This is a genomic window from Micromonospora sp. NPDC005206, from assembly GCF_040608175.1.
In the GTDB taxonomy this organism is placed as follows: Bacteria; Actinomycetota; Actinomycetes; order Mycobacteriales; family Micromonosporaceae; genus Micromonospora.
Genome location: NZ_JBEXHU010000034.1, coordinates 22554 through 40650 on the forward strand (window position 1 = coordinate 22554; position 18097 = coordinate 40650).

An 18097-nucleotide genomic window follows, 5' to 3' on the forward strand; every position below is an offset into this window, starting at 1 on the left:
GACTTCGCCGAGGGTGCCGGCTAGCCAGGGGTTGCCCTTGCCGGTGGAGTTGCCTTTCTTCTTGCCGGCTGACCGGGCGTCGATGGGTGCGAACTTCGCCCAGGATGCCAGGTGCGCGTCGTCTGCATTCGAGGCAACTCAGGCTCGGGTAAGAGCAGCATCGCCCGTGTGGTGCGACGTCGACATGGTCGGGGCTGTGCGCTGGTCGGGCAGGACCACCAGCGGCGCGCCGCCCGTGCCTCTGTCGGAGCGCGCTGCAGACCACCGAAGGTTTTGCTCCACGTGGGCTGGGCAATGATCGGGCCGACGACGACCCCTCTGGAGACACGACCCTCGTGGAAGCCACGGGCTTCTTCAGGGCCATCATCACCGGTCCTTTCATCTGCGCGCTGGGCCGGCTGGTCGTACCGGGCATGCAGAACATCCCGATCTGGCTGACTTTGCTCATCGGCGTGGTCACCGCGATCCTGGGCACCCTCGTCGCCGGAGTCCTCTGCGTCGACGACACCTGCGGTATCGACTGGATCGAGCTGAACCTCCAGGTCGCCTTCGCCGCCATCGGCGTCGCGATCGCCGCTGGCGCCTACGGCCGTCGGCGCGTCCGCTGACCTTCACATCACCGCGCCGGCTCGTCCGCTGGGGAGGGTCGGCACAATGGTGTGCGCGTACCGCCAGCCGCGTTCGCACCGTGCGCGGGGGGACGACCAGGGCAACAGGGACAGGGCCTGTCTCGCATGCCACGTCATGGCCTGTCGCTGAGTACCGTGTCTAGTGGCGGGGTGGCCGAACGCCCGAGCACGTGAGCGGCGAGCAGCGCCAATGTGAGCGCGACCAACGCCCACAATATTGGCATTAGTATCGTCACCGGCGACAGCGCGGCGACTACCAGACTCAGTGCCCGCCGGCGACCCACTGGGCGGCGGGCGCGTCGCCATATGAGGTGATCGGCGAGTAGGTAGACAATGATTCCGCACACCAGTGTGGCCTGCCCCATCATCACCGCGGCACCTGAATGCTGCGTCGGATGCGGCAAGGTCGTGCGCAGCCCGAAGGCGACCAGCACGAGGCCGACGACGAGGAACAGGTGAAGGTACGCGTAGGCATCTCGGGCCAGGGCGCCGCGTTGGCGGCTGGTGGCGAGTTCGGCGAATCGTTGGCCGATGACGACGTCGGTGCCCACGTAGGTCCACCACAACGCGAAGAGCAGTCCGGCGGTGAGTGCGACGGCGCCGAGGCTGCCAATCGAGATGGGCGGATCGCCGATGGCTGTTCCGGTGGAGATGACCGCTTGGCCGAGCGCGATGAGGATTATCAGGTTGTAGCGACCCATCCATCGACTGACGGAATGCAACCACCAGTTTCGGGATCGGATGAGGTAGCCGCCGCCCACGTCAATGAGAATGGCGGCGGCCCAGCAGAATGTGGTGAACGGGGTGAGCGGATCACCAGTGGCCTGGGCGGGCACCACCGCGCAGAGCAGCAGGACTATTCCCACCCCGGTCGGTCCGGCCGCCCTGACAACGGGGGCGCGAAGGGTGGTGTCGCGCCGGACCGCCAGCCAGAACGACACCAGATGCAGGAGGCGCACCGCCGCATACGAGGTGACGACGATCAGCGGCCCGGGCAGCCCTGCGGATACATAGCTGAACGTCTGTGGCGTGGCGATACCCAGCATCAGGATTAGGGCCACGGCGGCGAGGACGACCAGCCGCAGCAGGTTTCCCGCGCTGCGGATCGTCGTGGTGAACCAGGTGTAGTTGACCCAGGACCACCACAGCAGCGCCAGGACAGCTAGTCCCTGAAGCACTCCGATCATCGAAGGGTGCCGGGTCATCAGCACGGTGACTTGGATGAACGCATACACGAAGACCAGATCCAGGAATAGTTCCTCCGGGGTGGCATCGACCTCCTGACCGGCCGTTACCGCGATAGCGCGGTGTAGTTGGCGGTGGCGCCGTCGCAGCAGCGTCACATGGGCGAGCACCACGCAGACTAGGGCGCCGGCGAGGAGCGCGAGGGATCCCGGAGCTGTCAGGTGACGGGCAGGCGCGACCAGCAGCGCGACGAGGACAAGGCCGAGTACCGGACCGCGGCCGACCCGTCGGACGATGCGCCATTCGAACGCCACCAGCCCTAGTAGGTACAGGACCACACCACCGTAAAGAGATGCCAGGTCGGTCACATCCCACCGTTCGAGGTGGCCGACCGGGCCTGCGCTCAGCGCCTTCTTGAGCCCGAACGCGACCAGGATGAGCCCACCGATCATCGGCAGGTGCAAAAGTGAGTAGGCGTCGCGGGCGAGGCGGGACCGCGCGTGATGTGAGGTGGACTGCAATACCTGCTCACCGCTGGGTGCTGCGATGTCGAAGTAGGCCCACCACAGGAACGCCACGACGACAAGACCGAGCACCGACCCGCCGAGCACGGACCAGGTGATCGGATGGTTGCCGGTGAGGCCGCGACTCGTGCCGATCGAGATGATCGTCTCGCCTAAGGCGATGAGCATGATCAGGTTGTGTCGCTCCGCCCAGTGTCGCACCGATGTCAGCTGCCAACTACCGGTACCTGGCGCGCGCAGGCCCGCGTAGTCGATGACGATCGCGACCGCGAAGAGCAGAAGTTGAAGCGCTTCCGCATTCCGGCCCGGTGGTAGGTGGTGGGGCAGCAGGACCGCGCACAGCAGCAGTGGGGCGCTGCCGGCCAGCGGGAGCCACGCGCGCCTGGCTGGAGCGGACGACTTTGCCGAGCCTCGTTGCTCGCGAGAGATGATCAATAGGGACCCGACGCGAGCCGCCAAGAAGCCGACGACGAAAACGAGGGGTCCGGATAGCCCGCCCGGCTGGTCAACGAAGACCTCCGGGATGGCGACGGCGGCGAGCAAAATCGCGGTGGCCGCCGCGAATATGGTGACCGGCAGGCTGCCCCGGTCAAGCCTCACCAGGTTTCCCACCCAGGCGTAGCCGATCCAACTGCGCCAGAGCAGCAGCACCACCAACCCTCCCTGAAGCAGCGCGTCCAGAGCTGGGCGTTCCGACATGAGTTGGGTGACGTTGATGAAGGCGTAGACGAATACCAGATCCAGAAAGAGCTCCGGGCGCGTCACCCCGCCATGCGTCGCGGCCTTGATCCGCCCAGCCGACGGGAATGCGCCGCGCGACGCCACTTCCCCATCGCCGCCACCCACCCGACTACTGTGTCAACGATTGACATCAGGGGCACATAAATCGATGAGCCACAGGATGTTCCAGTAGGTCCTGACGCGCACCCCTTCAGACAAGATAGAGCCGTCAGTCATGCGGCATCGCGTCACCGTCCCCCTTCGCAACACGCGTCAGTGCAGCCCGCCTCGCACCCGCAGCTGCCGTCGGCCTCGCCGCTGCCGGCAAGTACGACGCAGTCCGCGCACTGCTCACCGCGCCACGCCTCACAGCCTTCGGATCGCGATCCCCGCGATGATCAGTGCGGCGACCGGGTTCGCCCAGGACCAGTCGAGCCAGGCGTTGAGGACGAGGCGGACGAGCACGATCGCCGACAGGTACGTGCACAGCAGGGTTTGGGAGGAGTCGCCAATCACGGTGGCCGAGCCGAGGGCGCGGCCGGTGCGGCGTTTTGCCCATCAGCACCGGCATCACAACCCCGGTCAGATGACCGAGCGGAGCGCCGCGATCATCAGACACGCCAGGCTTGGGAGGGTCCGACTGCTACAGCTGACGTCCCGCCCCGGACGGGGTGCGGGCACCGTCAAAGCTGGCAATCAGCCGGGCGGTACGTCGGCGGCGGTGAGATCGAGTCGGGGGCGTAGGTAGCGGACGTGGTGTCGCCACCGGTGGTGTTCGTAGGCGGTGTCGACGTCTATTTCCGCGACGATGGTGGGTGTAACGGGCCTGTAGGGGAGTGGTTGGGGTCGGTCGAGTTGTCCGGTCCACGCGGCGGGGAGGGGTTGCGGCCAGGGGTGTGCCCCCGTCGGGTCGAGGGGCGTGAGCAGGGCGGCCATTTCGGCGCGTTGTGCCGGTCGTAGGGGGTTGGTGCGGCCGGTGTAGCGCAGTCGTCCGTGCTGGTCGCAGCGGCCGAGCAGGAGGGTCTCGGGGTTGTCGGTGCTGGGGGTGACGCCGCCGATGATCGCTTCGGTGGTGCGGTAGGCCCGGACTTTCTGCCATCCTCGTCGGCCGGGCTCGTAGCGCCCGTCGAGGCGTTTGATCACGACGCCCTCGATGCCCGCGGCTGTCCAGGTGGTCAACCATTCGGCGGCCTGGTCGAGGTCGGTGGTCTGTGGTGACAGGGTGAGTTGGGCGGGTGCGTCGGCGAGTAGCTGTGTGAGCAGGGCACGTCGCTCGTGCAGGGGCCGGTCCAATAGTGGTCGGCCCGGTGGGGCGCTGAGCAGGTCGAAGACGACATAGTGCGCGGGGTGGCGTCGGGCGATGTCCGGAAGCTGGCCGCCGGCGGTGACTCGTCGCTGCAGGTGGGCGAAGTTGGTTCGTTCGCCTTCCCACACCACCAGTTCGCCGTCGAGGACGGCACCCGGCTCGACGGCTTCGGTGACAGCTCGGGTGATGTCGGGAAAGTAGGTGGTGACGTCCCGGCCGGCTCTGGACTGCAGGTACACGCCGTCGGGCCGGCGGAAGGCCAGCGCCCGCCAGCCGTCCCACTTCGGCTCGTAGGCCAGATCCGATGCCTCAGGGACAGCGTCGACGGCATTCGCCAGCATCGGCGTGAGCGGCGGACGCAGCCCCTCGGTGGTGCCGACACGCCGGCGGGCCGGAGTCACCGCAGGACCGACCGACGACATCGAACTCGAATTTCGCCCACCTCCTCTCTCATGGTTGAGGGGCGTACGGGGGTGGCGCCGGAAGATGCCGAACGGTCGATGGCGGTATGCGGAATGAAAGGCGGACGAGGTCCGGCTGGGTCCCCCCAGCTCGTGTCCGCACGCCAGTGAAGTGCTTCGAAGTTTTGTCGCCGCTTCCTCACCCCTTTCCAAACATGCCTTTCGATGGACATGATCGTCAGAGACGGTTGCCGTCCACCCGGCGCCCAGGAGGCCCCCATGCGTGTAACCCAAGTCTCAGCCCGTTTTCGCGTCACGCGCCACGCCGCCGCAGTCGTCCTCGCCACCCTCGCCGGCGCCGGTCTGGCCGGCGTCAGCGCGCAACCCGCGTCGGCCACACCTCCCGGGATCCCGTCGAAGGCCACGGCCCAGTCGCAGCTCAACGCCCTGACCGTGGCGGCGCAGGGCTCCACCAGCGGCTACTCACGGGACCTGTTCCCGCACTGGATCACCATCAGTGGCAGCTGCAACACCCGCGAGCAGGTCCTCAAGCGCGACGGCACCTCCGTCGTCGTCAATAGCTCCTGCGCGGCGACCTCGGGCCGCTGGTACAGCCCCTACGACGGCGCAACCTGGACAGCCGCCTCCGACGTCGACATCGACCACGTCGTGCCCCTCGCGGAGGCGTGGCGCTCCGGCGCCAACTCCTGGACGACCAGCCGCCGGCAGAGCTTCGCCAACGACCTCACCCGCCCCCAACTGATCGCGGTGACGGACAACGTCAACCAGTCCAAGGGCGACCAGGACCCCTCCACCTGGCAGCCGTCCCTGTCGTCGTACCGGTGCACCTACAGCAAGATGTGGATCACCGTGAAGTACAGCTGGGGCTTGAAGCTGCAGTCGTCGGAGAAGTCAGCCCTGCAGAGCATGCTCAACACCTGCAGCTCCTGACACAGCCCCTCGACCGCCGGGGCGTCCTCTGCGGGACGCCCCGCCGGCCGGACTATGCCTGCTATGGCGAAGACGGTGCGCTGTCGCCAGCCTGCTTGCGCCACTGGCCGCCCGCGTCGGCGGCCAGGAGGCGCTTGACCATCGCCAGAGCATCCGCCTCCGTGTCGAACTCCCAGCGCAGCACCCGGCCGTTCTCGCTGTCGCCAGCGCGAGCGACGACCTTCCACCGGACCTCACGGGTCAGCCACACATCCCGGCGGCCCAAGCGCCCCCAGATGCCGTTCCACCAGCGTCCCGCCACGTCCTCCACCAGCGCACCGTACAAGTGTTCGATCATCGGTGGGTGTGGGGTGGCGAGTTCGCCAAGCTGAGCCTTCGTGCGGCGGTAGGCGTTCGAAGGCCGCCCTTCACCTTATTGCCCGCCCTCGATGAGGTCACTGGCCGTGAGGGAGGGGCCCGTCGTACCGGAATGTCGGCGGGTCCCCCTGGCCCTCGCCGTCGCAACGGAGATAGCGGTGCTGCACAGGCGGACTGGGATGCTCACGTGCGCCGAGGTAGGCGCCGGCCTGCAGCAGGAGAATGGCCTGCGGAAGGGACCCGTCCTCGTCGACCTCGATGGGGGTGATGCGGCCATCGGCGGGCCCGCCGAGCAGCCAGGCCTCCACCGCGGGCATCAGTGCTTCACCATCGGCCCAGCGGCCGCCAGCAGCCCGGCGACTGCCGCGATGACAGCGGCCGCCGCGCCGACGAGGCCAGTGACGGCGGCGAGGTAATCGAGTGGCGCCGGCGTATCCGTGCGGCGCGTTCGGCCGTGCCCGCCCCTGGTCATGGCTGCTCTCTAGCCCTTCAACGGATCGATGGGACGTGGCGTCGTCCCTCCGGGTTACTTCAGCAGGGCGCGGCTGGCGGCATCAAGCGTCGCGGCGTCATCTGTGGATAACTCAGGTGCTCGTGGATGAAGGAACGATCATGGCGGGTTTCTCGGTCATGCGTCCGTTGGTGCCGATTCGCGGCGTGGTGTGCCGGTGAGGGTCCCTTTACGCGCCCGCACTTTGGTGACCGTCGGGCCATTGGATGGCTGGTCCGTCGTCGGCGTGCAGGCGGCCCCGGTCATCGAGTTTGAGCAGGTATGGTCGTTCGCTCATCAGAGCGGTGTTTGGGAAGGGCCACCAGGGTCCGGAAGTGAGCGCGACATCGCGGCATCCCTTGCCAGGCGGGATCGGGGGCGGCCCCGAGGGCGGTGCGATAGGTGTCGATCGCGGCAAGGACGATGAGGTCGGGGTAGTAGCACGAGGCGGCGTCGGAGAATCGATCGTCGAGGTTGGGCGTGCTGTAGCGGACGACAGCGCGGGCCTCGTCGTCTTGGCGGACGACTCCGTGGTCGTCGTCCCAGCACCACGCCAGCTGGATCGCGTAGCGGGCGGTGATCGAGCGGTCGAGCGCCGCCCACATCGGGCTCAGGGCGTGCTGGTACGTCTGATAAACGGCGCCGAGCACCGGCTGCAGCGCCGATCGCTCGGACGGCAGAACGGGCGGGCATCGGTAGGGATGCTCCATCAGGTCATAGCGCTCATCCATGCCGTCATAGCGCTGCTCGCCGTACTACCCCTCCCACTCGAAGAAGGTCGGGTGGCCGATGAAGCGCAGCGGACTGTGGGCGCGAGCGTGCCCGATGTGCGGATGGTGGTGCCGGCAGGGTGGGGGCCGCCACGCGGTGCCATCGGGTTCACCGGACCGGGCGGCACTCGCCGCCGCCCGGGGAGTCCTGGTCACCGCCGGCTGCGGATCCCGGAATCGTGGCTGCGCCGGCGCGCCGGCCGCCAAAACCCCTGCATCTTCCTCGGCAAGCACCTGCGCTTTCCGCCGCCGCCCTGGCTGCCATCGTCGCCAGCGCCGCTGAACCTCCAACAGGCCGGCGCCCCACCCGCCGAGGCTCTCGCCCACCGGCGTAGCCGCGACTTGCCCAACTCCCCAAGTGGAGCGTCGATCGATTCCGCACCACCATCGAACCGATCGGAGTAACCCCAGGCCACCTTTGTAGGTGCGTCTCCGCGCCTGTCCCACGGCTAGGACGATGAGGTGTAGGCCGCACTCTCATCATGAAGGCTCATTCGACTCAGCCGGACACGACCCGGGCACCCGAGCGGCATTGCGTCGATAGCCCAGGCCGTGAACGCTGACCGTGAGCCTCCGGCCGAGCGTTGCCATATGGGTAGACGCTGACGCTGTACGAACTCGTGCAGGTTGGCGCCTCACCGAATCGGCGAGACACCCAAGCCCTCCCGATCGTTGAGCCAATACCCCCCCCGAACCGGGCTGTTGCTGAACTGGAGGACAGGGTGCCGGACTATCCGAAGGCGATCGGCCCGGACGACCGCGTTGAGCCGGTGCCCCGCCGGATCCGCGCCTACCTCGCCGGCGAACTGGTGCTGGACACCAAGCGGGCGCAGTACGTGTGGGAGTGGCCCTTCTACCCCCAGTACTACATCCCGGCCGCCGACGTGAACCGGAGCCTCCTGGTCGACGAGCACCGCACGGAGCGGGTCCGGTGTGGGACCGGGCGGGTGCATGGGCTGCGGGTCGGCGAGACGACTCGTCCTTCGTCCGCTCGGTGGTACGGAGACGACGCGCTGCCCGGGTTGGCCGACACCGTCCGGTTCGAGTGGGGCCGCCATGGACAGCTGGTTCGAGGAGGACGAGGAGGTCTTCGTGCACCCCCGGAATCCGTATGCCCGGGTGGACGCAATGCGGTCCACCCGACGCGTACGGGTGGAACTCGACGGGGTCGTACTGGCCGAATCGGCGTCGCCGGTGCTGGTCTTCGAGACCGGTCTGCCGACTCGCTACTACCTCAACCGGACCGAGGTGGCCTTCGGGCACCTCGTGCCGTCAGAGACGACGACCTCCTGCCCGTACAAGGGCCGGACCAGCCGCTACTGGTCCGTGCGCGTCGACGGCACGGTCCACCCGGACCTGGCCTGGTCGTACAGCTTCCCCACAAGCGCGCTCCTGCCGATCGCCGGGCTGATCGCCTTCTACAACGAGAAGGTCGACCTGATCATCGACGGGGAGCGACTCACCCGGCCGAAGACGCACTTCTCCTGATCGTCAACGGCGGCTGAACTTGAACCCCAGGCGACGCGACGGGTGAAAATTGACCCCCTCGTGCGGGTCGGTAGTAGCGGTCTCAACGTCGACGTCCGCGAGCAGCTCAGCTTGGTGGCGGTCGAGTCGCTCTGGGACTCCAGCCCCGTCGAGCCGGGCGTGGTCTGGGCTACTGACGATGACGAGTTCGCCAAGATCCTCAGCGAGTGGACGCGAGCCGTGCCCTACTTGAGGAAGACCGATACGTACATCGCTCCTGGTACCTGGGAGTAAGCCGGCCGCACGACCGGGGCCACTACGCGGCGTTCCCCCCTCGGCGGGGCAGCTTCCAGTCCGGCCGAACGAAGTGGCAGGTGTATCCGCCGGGGTTCCGCTCCAGGTAGTCCTGGTGTTCCGGCTCGGCCTCCCAAAACGAGCCGGCAGGACTAACTTCGGTGACCACCTTGCCCGGCCACAGGCCCGACGCGTCGACGTCGGCAATCGTGTCCTCCGCGACCTGCCGCTGCTGGTCGTCCTTGTAGAAGATGGCTGACCGGTAGCTGACTCCCACGTCGTTGCCCTGGCGATCCTTCGTGGTCGGGTCGTGAACCTGGAAGAAGAACTCAAGGATGTCCCGGTAGGACACCTCGGCAGGGTCGAAGGCGATCTCGATCGCCTCGGCATGGGAACCATGGTTGTAGTACGTCGCGTTCGGCACATCCCCGCCCGTATATCCCACCCTGGTGGCGAGCACGCCAGGGCGTTTCCGGATAAGGTCCTGCATCCCCCAAAAACAACCGCCGGCCAGAACCGCCATCTCAGTCGTGTCAGCCATCGCTTCGCCCTCCCATCCGGGCTCTCGAAAGCAAGGTCACCTCCGTCGTCGCGCCGCCACATCGACGGACGCAGCCCCGACAATGGCCTTGTCGCCGTCGTTCTGGACATAGCCGACCACCGAGGCCTTTCGAGGATCGAGAGTTGGCGGCATCTCGAGGTCGACCCGCCCGCGCTCCACGTTCATTGGAATCGACGTGAAGGCGCGCACCACGCCGTCCTGCCGAAGCCGCCGCCCGGCGTTCTCGCCTCGGGGTACCTCGTTCTCCAAGCCACGTTCCACGACCGCCACGTTGAACGCCGCCGGCTGTGGCAGTCGCCCGGCCTGGTACTCCACCACGACCCGGCGTCCATCGCCCGTGCCCTCGGGAGCATCCTGCAAGGACAGCGCGAGCGGCGTGGTATCCGCCGCCTCCGAAAGGGCGGAGCTGATCGCAGACGAAGCCTGCCGGCGGTCGGATCCGACGAACTCAACGACGCCGTTGACGATCATCTGGGGGGTGTACAGCCCCCGGGAGCCGAGCGCCCGCGCGTACGCCTCCTGACGCAGGGTGTGCGCCTCGGCGCCGAACGGGTCGGCCCAGCCCAGGTGGTCCCAGTAGTCGACGTGGAACCCGAGCGCGTAGACAGGCTCGCCCCGATCCCGGGCGTCGCGGTCGATCTCGGACAACACGTCCTCGGCCGGAGGGCAACTGTTGCAGCCCTGGGAGGTGAACATCTCCACGACTGCGAAGCCGCCGCGGCCCGGCGGCCCGGCGCTACCAGACCCGGTGCCCCGTGTGTCCGTCATGGCGCATCCTCCTCGGTCAGTCCCGCTGGCGGCCCTGACCTTCCCGTTCCGGCGACCACCATGCGGAGGTACGAGGATCAAGACCCTCCTCAAACTCTTCAAAAGCGGCACCGTTCTCACGTGTGGCCGCCGCGCTCATCGGTCAAACCGGACGTCGCCCTCGGCAGCATCGTCATCCACCTGGCCGGTCACCACCCTGCTGCCCAACGAGGGCCGTCCACGTCGCCAAGGAACAGTCTGCCGCCGCCGCCGAGGAGATCGATCTCGCGCTACGGATGGCGTTCATCCGCGACAGCCGGTGCATCTCCCTCCGCCACGAGATTCTTGACATCGCCGACGCTGCCGCAGCGTCGACAGCAGTCGCCTCGCCGACGCCCTCGACACCGGGCAGGCCCGGGGCACGATGATGCGGGACTACCAGCGGCACCGCGACGACGTGCGGGGCAGTCCCCACCTGTTCTTCGCCGGCGGACACCAGGTTCACAACCCGGGCATCACGATGCACTGGGAAGGCGAGCCCGGCGCCGGCTTCCCCGTCGTGGACGTTGACGACCCGTCGGTCTTCGCCGAGCTCGTCGCCCGTGCCGCAACCACCGTCACCTGATCCGGCATCTTTCGGCGCTACCGCTTCCGGGCCCGCGCGGTGGCCCGGGCGTTGGCCTTCTCGATCGCGCCGACCTCGTCGCCCTTGTTCAGGTTCTCCGGGTCGTCGATGCCGACCCGGTGTGCGACATCGTCGAGGTGTTCCTTGCTGGCGTTCGCGTCGACCCCCTGGGCGGTGTCCCGCCGTCCACGCGCCGACTCTGGCGTCCCCTGCTCGGCCTGCGGGTCCGATGGGCCCTTGTGCTCCTTGGGCTCCCAGTGGTCCCCGACCTTTTCATGGGTGTGCTTCAGGGAGGCGAACGCGGTGCGGTGGGCGCGCTCGCCGTCGCCGTAGGACTCCTCCGCCGACTCAAGCGTCTTCTTGTAGGTCCGTACCGCCTTGTCGTCGGAGCGGGCGATGGTCGACGGCACGTCGTCGCGCATCTGCTCGGCCTGCTCGTGCTTGTCGGGCATGACAACGCCTCTCTCCTGGTGATGCCGGCGGAACGGAACGCCCGGCGCGGCAGCCGCCCCGCAGGAACTCATGCCCTCCCCAGGTGGGCAACAAGGTGCATGCCCGCCTCGTGTAGAGGGAAACACCCGATCGAAAGGCGGCGGCCCGAGCAGGGCGTCGAGCGTCTGGACGACGTCAAGGAGGTCCGGATGGAGTCCGAGGGCCACATCAGCGTCATCACCCGCGACGCCGGCAAGCTCCCGGGACGAGGTGCTAGCTGACGCCGTTTGCGCCCCCCGGCGCCGGGAAGGCGACGGGGACAGTGGCGCGCGGAGCCGCCCGCGCCATCGCACACACGGGGAGGCCGACATAGTGACCGGGAACGGCTGCACGATCTTCGCCAGCAGGCCCACGACGCGGGCATCGAGGGCAACTCCAAGATGACTGAGGAGCAGCTGCGCGACGCGCTGCGCAAGGTCGGCAAGGGCGAGCGGCCCCAGATGGCCAAGCACGAGACCAAGCGGTAAGCGCACGAGCGGTGCCGGCACCCTGACGGGTGCGCAGTCCAGGTTCGTCCGTACGCATTTGGTCAGCTCGGCGACCATGTCCTCGCTGAGAGGCAGGCGTCCGCGCACGCGGTGCAGGCCTGGGCGCAGTCGTTGAGGGCGTCGATCGCCGCCGCCAGCTTCGCGCGGTCCGTTGATCGACTTCGGGTACATCTACCGCATCAGCATCTGGTGCTCGGCATCAGGGAATCCTCTCTCATGGTTCCCCGATCCCTACCCGAAGGCACCGACACACACCGCCGGACACGGCGGTATGACGGGGACGGCAGCGGGTACCGGTTGCACATGCCGAGTCGATCCGAAGCACTCGGACCGGCGTGACCCCCGGGGCAGAACCATGACCGACCAAGCGCCTCGCGAGGAGGGGGCGCGCCTGGCACGGCAGGAGAAGGAGGACGACCGGCTCAACGGTCTCGCCCGTCGGCTGGACAAGCCGATGGGCGTACTCGGCATCCTGTTCTTGCTGCTGGTGCTCGGCCAAGCCGTCACCCGCGACCAGCCACTCACCGGCGTGCTGACCGCCGCCAGCTGGGCGCTGTGGGCGGCCTTCGTCGCCGAGTTCGCGCTGCGTGCCTGGCTGGCCCGCCGCCGCGCCCGCGAGTTCCGGAGCGCAACTGGTGGCAGGCGATCTTCCTCGCCGTACCCTTCCTGCGGTTCGCCCGCGCCGCCAACGCGCTGCGGGCCGCGCGCGGCACCGGCGTGGTCGCCGCCGCCGTCCGCGGCTCCCGATCGGCGGGCCGGCTGCTGCCCGACCGGCTGGCCTGGCTCGCCGTGGTCACCGTGGCGATCATCCTTGCCGCCGGGCAACTCCTAGTCGTCACCGGCTCCTACCCGACGTACGGGAAGGCCCTGCACGGTGCGACCCTGACCACGATCAACGGCGGTGCCAGCCGCTCAGCTTGGCCGGGTTAAGCACAATCCAGAGGACGGCGACCCTGGCGTCGGCCGTCTTGATGCCGACCACCGCGATAGCCTGGCCGGAGCGGCGCAGGGCCAGCCCGGCCCGGCCGTTGACGGCCTCGATGGTCAGCTCGGCGTCCGGTTGCCCGGACAGCAGGACCGCGGCCATCTGGGCAACGTCTTCCGCGCCGTGAATGGGGCTCATTGCGGCGGGCAGCAGCCCGCCGCCGTCGCACACCGCGATCGCGTCAGCGTCCAGGGCCGCCCCGAGCGCGGCGATGTCTCCTAGCCGGCAGGCCTCGGCGAACCTGCGCACGACATCGTCATGCCGATTGAACATGCTGGGACCGGATAGGCGGCTGCGCGGGTGGCTCCACCGGGTCGTCGCCGGTGACGAACGCGCGGCGGGGATCCTGCACCGAGGCCAGCGAGACGATGTCGCGGCCGAACACCACGGCGGTCAGCCAAACCGCCAGCACCCGGGTCTTCCGTTCCCAGCTCGGTACGGCGAGGACGTGGTACGCCCGGTGCATCAGCCAGGCCGGCAGCCCCTTGATAACGATGCCCCGGTACTGGAAGATGCCCCGACCGAGGCCCAGCGTGGCGACGGTGCCGAGGCTGTGATGCACGTACTGCTTCGGCTTCCGCCCGCGGAGGTTGGCCACGATGTTCCTCGCCAGAAGCTTTCCCTGCCGCACGGCGTGCTGGGCGTTCGGCACCGTCACGGCGCCGGGCCGGCTCACGGCAAGGTCCGGAATCGCCGCGTCGTCGCCGGCACCCCAGGCGTCCGGCACCGGGTCGCTCTCGGTGCCGACCCGCAGGTCGGCTCGTACGATCAGCATCCCGCGCCCGTCGATGGGCAGATCGGTGTGGCTGCGCACCATCGGATTGGCGGCGTTGCCGACGGTCCACACGATCAGATCGGAGTCGAACTCCTTCCCAGTCGACAGCACCACGTGACCGTCGCGCGCGGAGATCAATTGGGCATTGAGGTGTATGCGTGCGCCGCGCTTCTCCAGCGACCGCACTACCCATTGCCCGGGTCCGTCGGAGACCTCGGGAAGGATCCGGTCCCGGGCCTCCACCAGGTGGAACTGCAGCTCGGCAGGGTTCAGCTCGGGGTACGCCCGCATCAGCGATGTCGCCAGGGACAGCAGCTCACCGAAGCCCTCGACGCCGGAGAACCCACCGCCCACGAACGTCACGGTGAGCAGCCGCCGGCGCAGCGGCCCCGGCTCGAGCGTCGACGCCCGGTCGAAGGCGGTCAGCAGCCGATCCCGGATCGCCACCGCTTCCTCGACGTGCTTCATACCGATCGCTTGCTCCGCCACGCCGGGAATGGCCAGCTTGCGGGTCACCGCGCCGGCGGTGACGACGATGATGTCGTAGCCGAGCGCGAACTCCGGACCCTCGGCCGGCTGCACAGTAGCCGTCCGGTGTGCATGGTCGACCGCGACGACCGTACCCGAAATGAGCGTGGCCCGGCGTAGGTGCCGGCGCAGCGACACCGCGGCGTGTCGCGCCTCGACCGATCCGGCCAGCACCTCGGGGAGAAACGGCTGATACGTCATGTACGGGCGCGGATCGACCACGACGACCCGTGCCTCGTCCCGCCGAAGCTTCTTCTCCAGCTTCCAGGCCGTGTAGAAGCCGGCGTAGCCGCCGCCGGCCACCAGAATCGTTCGCACGGTGTCCTCTGTTTCTCTCGCAGTCGACACCTATATGACCAGGTAGCGCGCTGGTTTGTGACGTCGGCGGATCAGGCCAGTCCGGACACCGCTGCGGTCTTCTCGGGGTTCATTATCCACAGCACGTGATTGATGCCCTCGGTCGAGGCGCTGACCATGAGCACGGCGGCCAAGGTGCCGTCGCGCCGCAGCACGGCGAGGTCTGGCCGTTCGTGTTCGCCCACCCCACATCGAGGCCGTCCCAGAACCAGGTGATCGCGTTCAGGAACTTCGCCACGCGTACCACTCCCGCCAGCGGCCGGCGGGCGACGCCCAACGCGCCGTTGCCGTCGGACAGGCTGGTCACGTTCGCCGCGAAGAGCCGCTCCAGCGCGGTCATGTCGCCCGAGCGGGCGGCCGCGATGAACGTGGTCAGCAGCTCCCGTTGTGCGGTGGTGTTCGCTGGTGTGCGCGGGACGGCGTGACCGAGCGTCCCGCTTCAAACCTGCAGCGGCAGTCCGTCGTGATGTAGACGAAAGCCGTCAAGAACAGCGGGATCGACCGCGAGACGCAGGTTAGGAAGCTGTTGCGCGATTCGTTCGAACATGATCCGGCTCTCCAGCCGGGCCAGGTGGGCGCCGAGGCAGAAGTGGATCCCGTGCCCGAAGGCGATGTGCTTGCGAACGTCGGTGCGGTGGATGTCGAACACGTGCGGCCGGTCGAACACTGTGGGGTCACGGTTGGCTCCCCACAACGACAGTCCCACGCGGTCGAACGCAGGGATCCGCCCACCAGCTATCTCGACGTCCTCGAGGGCAAATCGCGGTGGCACGATCTCGACCGGGCCCCGGAACCGGAGTGTCTCCTCGACCACCGCTGCCGCCAGCAGCGGATCGTCCCGCAGTGCCTGCCATTGGTCGGGATGGGTGAGCAGGAGTCGAATGCCGTTGCTGATCAGGTCGACGGTTGTCTCCTGGCCGGCGATGAGCAGCAGCTGCACCAGCGCCACCAGTTCGTCCCGGTCGAGTCGGTCGCCCTGTTCCTCGTGGGCCACCAGTTGCGATATCAGGTCATCGGCGGGGACGGCCCGCCGCCGGGCCGCCAGCTCGTCGAGGTATGCCGCGAATGCCAGCGTGGCGGCCGAGCTGTCGATGCTGGCCGACACGATCGCCGCCGACCAGGCGCGGAACTGTGGCCGGTCCGGTTCCGGAATGCCGACCAGCTCGGCGATGACGTTGACCGGCACCGGGTCGGCAAGGTCGGCGATCCCGTCGATCCGTCCCTGCTGGCGCGCCCGCGCGACCAGCCGGTCGGCGAGTTGGCTGATCCACGGCTCCAACCGGGCCACTGCCCGTGCCGTGAAGCCGCCGCTGACCAGCCCTCGCAGGCGGGTGTGGTCGGGCGGATCAAGGCTGATGAGCTGGCGGGCCTCGATCCTCGCTACCTCCGACAGTTCGTGCCGGGCGGGTTGCCTACCGCCGGGGCAACGCCGGTGAATCTCGTGTCCGATCGCCGGGTGACGCAGCCCTTCCAGCACATCGGCATGTCCGGCGATCATCCAGAACCGGTTGCCTGCGGGATCGATCTGAAGGACCGGCTTGCCAGTGGCTCGCACCCGGTCGTAGAACCTGTGCGGGTCACGGCGCACCACCGGATCCCACAACTCCGAGACGCCGAACTCGGTGGCCACGTCGCCTCCATCAGCGGGAAGTGCACTGTGTGCTCCGGTCGCCTTGCGCATCCTGTCGGATGGCGCACGCCTGGTCACCACGTCGTGTGTCTGGCTTCGGAGCGGACGGCTGACGGCCGACCAGCCAGGCCTGTTGAGCGCTAACATAGAGATGTTTCCAGCACGTGTCAATCGAGCGTTTTTGCTTGCCCGACGGCACTGTCGACCTTAGAGTTAGCGCTCACATTGGTTGGTGATCAAGGCCCCCCGCCGCTGACTCAGCGCCTTCCGTGGGCCGCCGCGGGCACCGGCGTCTGTGGGCCAGCACAACGGTTTAGTGGAGGAGCTTCGATGAGATAGCGCCAACCCATCGACGAGCCTTGTCACGGCTTGGAGGGCGGAACGCGCCGAGCACCGCGGCGTCCCTCCTTGCAGTCGCCGGGCTCGCGCCGCACGCATGACACCTGCACACGAGACGGACCGCCACGGGGGCCAACCGTCGACAACTCCCTGAGCGACTACCCCAACACGCCCAGCGGCATCCCGCCCGCTACTGGCCGACCGCTGTCATCCGGGCCCATCATTCGCTCGGTCATCGCTACCTCCGTCCGGCATGACAGCTGACCACCCCGGCCGAGGCCAATCCATCAAGCGGATCGACCGCGAGCAAGAGGCTGGCCGAGCGGTCAGTACCGACCGACATGTGAGGACGATTCCAAGTGACCCAACCCGACAAGCGCCCCATCAGTCGGCGCAAAGTTCTTCAGGCATCAGCCATCGGTGTGGCCGCGGCGGCCACCGCAGGCGCGTTGCCAGCGACAGCCGCCGAGGCGGCACCAGCCGTCGAGGCGGCAGCAGGCCTGAGCGCGCTCGCCGCGACCCCGGCCGATCTCGGCCCCGGCGCTACCGCCCCGGTCAGGCCGTTCCAGCTGCGGGAGGTGAAGCTGGGCGACGGACTGCTCCAGGAGAAGCGCGACCGCATGAAGGCCTGGCTCCGGCAGTTCGACGAGCGGCGCTTCCTTGTGCTGTTCAACAACCAGGCTGGTCGGCCGAACCCGGCGGGCGTCTCCGTCCCTGGCGGGTGGGAGGACGGCGGTCTGCTCAGCGGCCACTGGGCCGGCCACTTCATGACGGCCCTGGCGCAGGGCTACGCCGACCTTGGCGAGCCGATCTTCAAGACCAAGCTCGACTGGATGGTCGGCGAACTCGCGGCGTGCCAGGCCGCGATCACCGCGCGGATGGGCGATGGCGGTCCGGGCGGTGAGGAGCCGCAGGAGCCGCAGATTGGCCGGGTGCCGGGCCGCTTTGGCAGCGCGCTGCGTCTGAATGGTCCCAGTCGGGCGCAGCATGTGACCCTTCCGCAGGAGGCGATCAGCCAGCTCGCCGACTTCACGATCGCCACCTGGGTGAACCTCGCGGCCACTCAGAGCTGGAGCCGGCTGTTCGACTTCGGTCAGAACACCACGGTCAACATGTTCCTGACTCCGCGTGCTGGGGTTACCGGAAACGTGCCGCGGTTCGCGATCACGGTCAGCGGTGGTGGTGGGGAGCAACGGATCGACGGTAACGCGGCGTTGCCGACCAACCAGTGGGTGCACCTGGCCGTCACGCTCACCCAGCAGACCGGCACGCTGTACGTGAACGGTCAGCAGGCTGGCCAGAACACGGCCATGACGCTGAGCCCGGCCAACCTCGGGAATCCCGGTAACCGGTGGATCGGGCGGTCGCAGTACGGCGATCCGTTCCTGGACGCGAGCATCGACGAGTTCCACATCTTCGACCGGGCGCTGAGTCAGGCGGAGGTCCGGTCGATGCTGGACTCGCCGACCGGGAGC

Annotated in this window: 21 protein-coding genes and 3 pseudogenes; 10 read left to right on the forward strand and 14 right to left on the reverse strand. The window is 68.2% G+C overall.

Annotated elements, in window-relative coordinates; translation table 11 throughout:
• Nucleotides 1–126: 126 nt before the first annotated feature.
• Nucleotides 127–228, forward strand: a pseudogene (locus ABZU69_RS33970) (kinase); the annotation flags it as partial.
• A 107-nt stretch (nucleotides 229–335) separates the two neighbouring features.
• Nucleotides 336–608 carry a GlsB/YeaQ/YmgE family stress response membrane protein gene (locus ABZU69_RS33975; protein ID WP_354968362.1) on the forward strand — a complete coding sequence of 91 codons (273 nt, stop codon included), beginning with the start codon at nucleotides 336–338 and terminating at the stop codon, nucleotides 606–608.
• Between the two features lie 134 nt (nucleotides 609–742).
• Here ABZU69_RS33975 and ABZU69_RS33980 read toward each other — a convergent pair whose 3' ends face one another.
• The 3 genes and pseudogenes from ABZU69_RS33980 to ABZU69_RS33990 all read right to left on the reverse strand — a co-directional run bounded on the left by ABZU69_RS33980 (nucleotide 743) and on the right by ABZU69_RS33990 (nucleotide 4765).
• Nucleotides 743–3184 carry a low temperature requirement protein A gene (locus tag ABZU69_RS33980; RefSeq protein ID WP_354968363.1) on the reverse strand — a complete coding sequence of 814 codons (2442 nt, stop codon included), beginning with the start codon at nucleotides 3182–3184 and terminating at the stop codon, nucleotides 743–745.
• Nucleotides 3185–3306: 122 nt separating this feature from the next.
• A pseudogene (locus ABZU69_RS33985) lies at nucleotides 3307–3613 on the reverse strand (hypothetical protein); the annotation flags it as partial.
• A 141-nt stretch (nucleotides 3614–3754) separates the two neighbouring features.
• Nucleotides 3755–4765 carry an ATP-dependent DNA ligase gene (locus tag ABZU69_RS33990; RefSeq protein WP_354968364.1) on the reverse strand — a complete coding sequence of 337 codons (1011 nt, stop codon included), beginning with the start codon at nucleotides 4763–4765 and terminating at the stop codon, nucleotides 3755–3757.
• A gap of 279 nt (nucleotides 4766–5044) precedes the next feature.
• Here ABZU69_RS33990 and ABZU69_RS33995 point away from each other — a divergent pair, with 279 nt between their 5' ends.
• Complete coding sequence (locus tag ABZU69_RS33995; RefSeq protein WP_354968365.1) at nucleotides 5045–5716, forward strand: HNH endonuclease family protein; 672 nt, start codon at nucleotides 5045–5047, stop codon at nucleotides 5714–5716.
• A 61-nt stretch (nucleotides 5717–5777) separates the two neighbouring features.
• Here ABZU69_RS33995 and ABZU69_RS34000 read toward each other — a convergent pair whose 3' ends face one another.
• The 4 genes from ABZU69_RS34000 to ABZU69_RS34015 all read right to left on the reverse strand — a co-directional run bounded on the left by ABZU69_RS34000 (nucleotide 5778) and on the right by ABZU69_RS34015 (nucleotide 7294).
• A complete protein-coding gene (locus tag ABZU69_RS34000) occupies nucleotides 5778–6053 on the reverse strand; it encodes a hypothetical protein (protein ID WP_354968366.1) in 276 nt (91 codons plus the stop codon).
• Between the two features lie 97 nt (nucleotides 6054–6150).
• Nucleotides 6151–6390, reverse strand: a complete 240-nt coding sequence (locus tag ABZU69_RS34005; protein ID WP_354968367.1) for a hypothetical protein — start codon at nucleotides 6388–6390, stop codon at nucleotides 6151–6153.
• Between the two features lie 363 nt (nucleotides 6391–6753).
• Complete coding sequence (locus tag ABZU69_RS34010) at nucleotides 6754–6864, reverse strand: DUF6745 domain-containing protein (protein ID WP_354968383.1); 111 nt, start codon at nucleotides 6862–6864, stop codon at nucleotides 6754–6756.
• A complete protein-coding gene (locus tag ABZU69_RS34015) occupies nucleotides 6827–7294 on the reverse strand; it encodes a hypothetical protein (protein WP_354968386.1) in 468 nt (155 codons plus the stop codon). Before ABZU69_RS34015 ends, ABZU69_RS34010 begins: the two co-directional genes overlap by 38 nt.
• A gap of 875 nt (nucleotides 7295–8169) precedes the next feature.
• On the opposite strand from ABZU69_RS34015, the pseudogene ABZU69_RS34020 reads away from it, so the two are divergent.
• From ABZU69_RS34020 to ABZU69_RS34030, 3 genes and pseudogenes are all read left to right on the forward strand, one after another.
• A pseudogene (locus tag ABZU69_RS34020) lies at nucleotides 8170–8283 on the forward strand (hypothetical protein); the annotation flags it as partial.
• 106 nt (nucleotides 8284–8389) lie between these two features.
• The gene (locus ABZU69_RS34025; RefSeq protein ID WP_354968368.1) at nucleotides 8390–8821 is read left to right on the forward strand and encodes a DUF427 domain-containing protein; all 432 of its coding nucleotides are present in this window, start codon (nucleotides 8390–8392) and stop codon (nucleotides 8819–8821) included.
• A gap of 42 nt (nucleotides 8822–8863) precedes the next feature.
• Complete coding sequence (locus ABZU69_RS34030) at nucleotides 8864–9094, forward strand: hypothetical protein (protein ID WP_354968369.1); 231 nt, start codon at nucleotides 8864–8866, stop codon at nucleotides 9092–9094.
• 22 nt (nucleotides 9095–9116) lie between these two features.
• Here the strand turns inward: ABZU69_RS34030 and msrA are convergent, their stop codons facing one another.
• Both msrA and ABZU69_RS34040 read right to left on the reverse strand, forming a co-directional pair.
• Complete coding sequence (gene msrA, locus ABZU69_RS34035) at nucleotides 9117–9635, reverse strand: peptide-methionine (S)-S-oxide reductase MsrA (protein WP_354968370.1); 519 nt, start codon at nucleotides 9633–9635, stop codon at nucleotides 9117–9119.
• 36 nt (nucleotides 9636–9671) lie between these two features.
• Nucleotides 9672–10352, reverse strand: a complete 681-nt coding sequence (locus tag ABZU69_RS34040) for a DUF1223 domain-containing protein (RefSeq protein ID WP_354968384.1) — start codon at nucleotides 10350–10352, stop codon at nucleotides 9672–9674.
• A 478-nt stretch (nucleotides 10353–10830) separates the two neighbouring features.
• Here ABZU69_RS34040 and ABZU69_RS34045 point away from each other — a divergent pair, with 478 nt between their 5' ends.
• Nucleotides 10831–11028, forward strand: coding sequence for a hypothetical protein (locus tag ABZU69_RS34045; protein ID WP_354968371.1), 198 nt, complete (start codon nucleotides 10831–10833; stop codon nucleotides 11026–11028).
• A gap of 17 nt (nucleotides 11029–11045) precedes the next feature.
• Here ABZU69_RS34045 and ABZU69_RS34050 read toward each other — a convergent pair whose 3' ends face one another.
• A complete protein-coding gene (locus ABZU69_RS34050; RefSeq protein WP_354968372.1) occupies nucleotides 11046–11480 on the reverse strand; it encodes a ChaB family protein in 435 nt (144 codons plus the stop codon).
• Between the two features lie 1083 nt (nucleotides 11481–12563).
• Between ABZU69_RS34050 and ABZU69_RS34055 the strand changes: the two genes are divergently transcribed.
• Complete coding sequence (locus ABZU69_RS34055; RefSeq protein ID WP_354968373.1) at nucleotides 12564–12938, forward strand: hypothetical protein; 375 nt, start codon at nucleotides 12564–12566, stop codon at nucleotides 12936–12938.
• Here ABZU69_RS34055 and ABZU69_RS34060 read toward each other — a convergent pair.
• From ABZU69_RS34060 to ABZU69_RS34070, 3 genes are all read right to left on the reverse strand, one after another.
• Nucleotides 12901–13266, reverse strand: a complete 366-nt coding sequence (locus ABZU69_RS34060) for a siderophore-interacting protein (RefSeq protein WP_354968374.1) — start codon at nucleotides 13264–13266, stop codon at nucleotides 12901–12903. The genes ABZU69_RS34055 and ABZU69_RS34060 overlap by 38 nt on opposite strands.
• Entirely contained in the window at nucleotides 13250–14614 is a 1365-nt protein-coding gene (locus ABZU69_RS34065; protein ID WP_354968375.1) for an NAD(P)/FAD-dependent oxidoreductase, read from the reverse strand. Before ABZU69_RS34065 ends, ABZU69_RS34060 begins: the two co-directional genes overlap by 17 nt.
• Before the next feature lie 71 nt (nucleotides 14615–14685).
• Entirely contained in the window at nucleotides 14686–14838 is a 153-nt protein-coding gene (locus ABZU69_RS34070; protein ID WP_354968376.1) for a hypothetical protein, read from the reverse strand.
• A 27-nt stretch (nucleotides 14839–14865) separates the two neighbouring features.
• On the opposite strand from ABZU69_RS34070, the gene ABZU69_RS34075 reads away from it, so the two are divergent.
• A complete protein-coding gene (locus tag ABZU69_RS34075) occupies nucleotides 14866–15078 on the forward strand; it encodes a hypothetical protein (protein ID WP_354968377.1) in 213 nt (70 codons plus the stop codon).
• A 14-nt stretch (nucleotides 15079–15092) separates the two neighbouring features.
• Here ABZU69_RS34075 and ABZU69_RS34080 read toward each other — a convergent pair whose 3' ends face one another.
• Nucleotides 15093–16454 carry a cytochrome P450 gene (locus tag ABZU69_RS34080; protein ID WP_354968378.1) on the reverse strand — a complete coding sequence of 454 codons (1362 nt, stop codon included), beginning with the start codon at nucleotides 16452–16454 and terminating at the stop codon, nucleotides 15093–15095.
• A 527-nt stretch (nucleotides 16455–16981) separates the two neighbouring features.
• Between ABZU69_RS34080 and ABZU69_RS34085 the strand changes: the two genes are divergently transcribed.
• A partial coding sequence (locus ABZU69_RS34085; RefSeq protein ID WP_354968379.1) for a LamG-like jellyroll fold domain-containing protein occupies nucleotides 16982–18097 on the forward strand: 1116 nt, incomplete at its 3' end.

Coding starts and splice junctions, on each gene's coding strand:
- ABZU69_RS33995 (WP_354968365.1), top strand. CDS start 5,045: ATGCGTGTAACCCAAGTCTCAGCCCGTTTTCGCGTCACGCGCCACGCC.
- ABZU69_RS34000 (WP_354968366.1), bottom strand. CDS start 6,053: ATGATCGAACACTTGTACGGTGCGCTGGTGGAGGACGTGGCGGGACGC.
- ABZU69_RS34005 (WP_354968367.1), bottom strand. CDS start 6,390: ATGCCCGCGGTGGAGGCCTGGCTGCTCGGCGGGCCCGCCGATGGCCGC.
- ABZU69_RS34015 (WP_354968386.1), bottom strand. CDS start 7,294: ATGGATGAGCGCTATGACCTGATGGAGCATCCCTACCGATGCCCGCCC.
- ABZU69_RS34025 (WP_354968368.1), top strand. CDS start 8,390: ATGGACAGCTGGTTCGAGGAGGACGAGGAGGTCTTCGTGCACCCCCGG.
- msrA (WP_354968370.1), bottom strand. CDS start 9,635: ATGGCTGACACGACTGAGATGGCGGTTCTGGCCGGCGGTTGTTTTTGG.
- ABZU69_RS34040 (WP_354968384.1), bottom strand. CDS start 10,352: ATGTTCACCTCCCAGGGCTGCAACAGTTGCCCTCCGGCCGAGGACGTG.
- ABZU69_RS34045 (WP_354968371.1), top strand. CDS start 10,831: ATGCGGGACTACCAGCGGCACCGCGACGACGTGCGGGGCAGTCCCCAC.
- ABZU69_RS34050 (WP_354968372.1), bottom strand. CDS start 11,480: ATGCCCGACAAGCACGAGCAGGCCGAGCAGATGCGCGACGACGTGCCG.
- ABZU69_RS34060 (WP_354968374.1), bottom strand. CDS start 13,266: ATGTTCAATCGGCATGACGATGTCGTGCGCAGGTTCGCCGAGGCCTGC.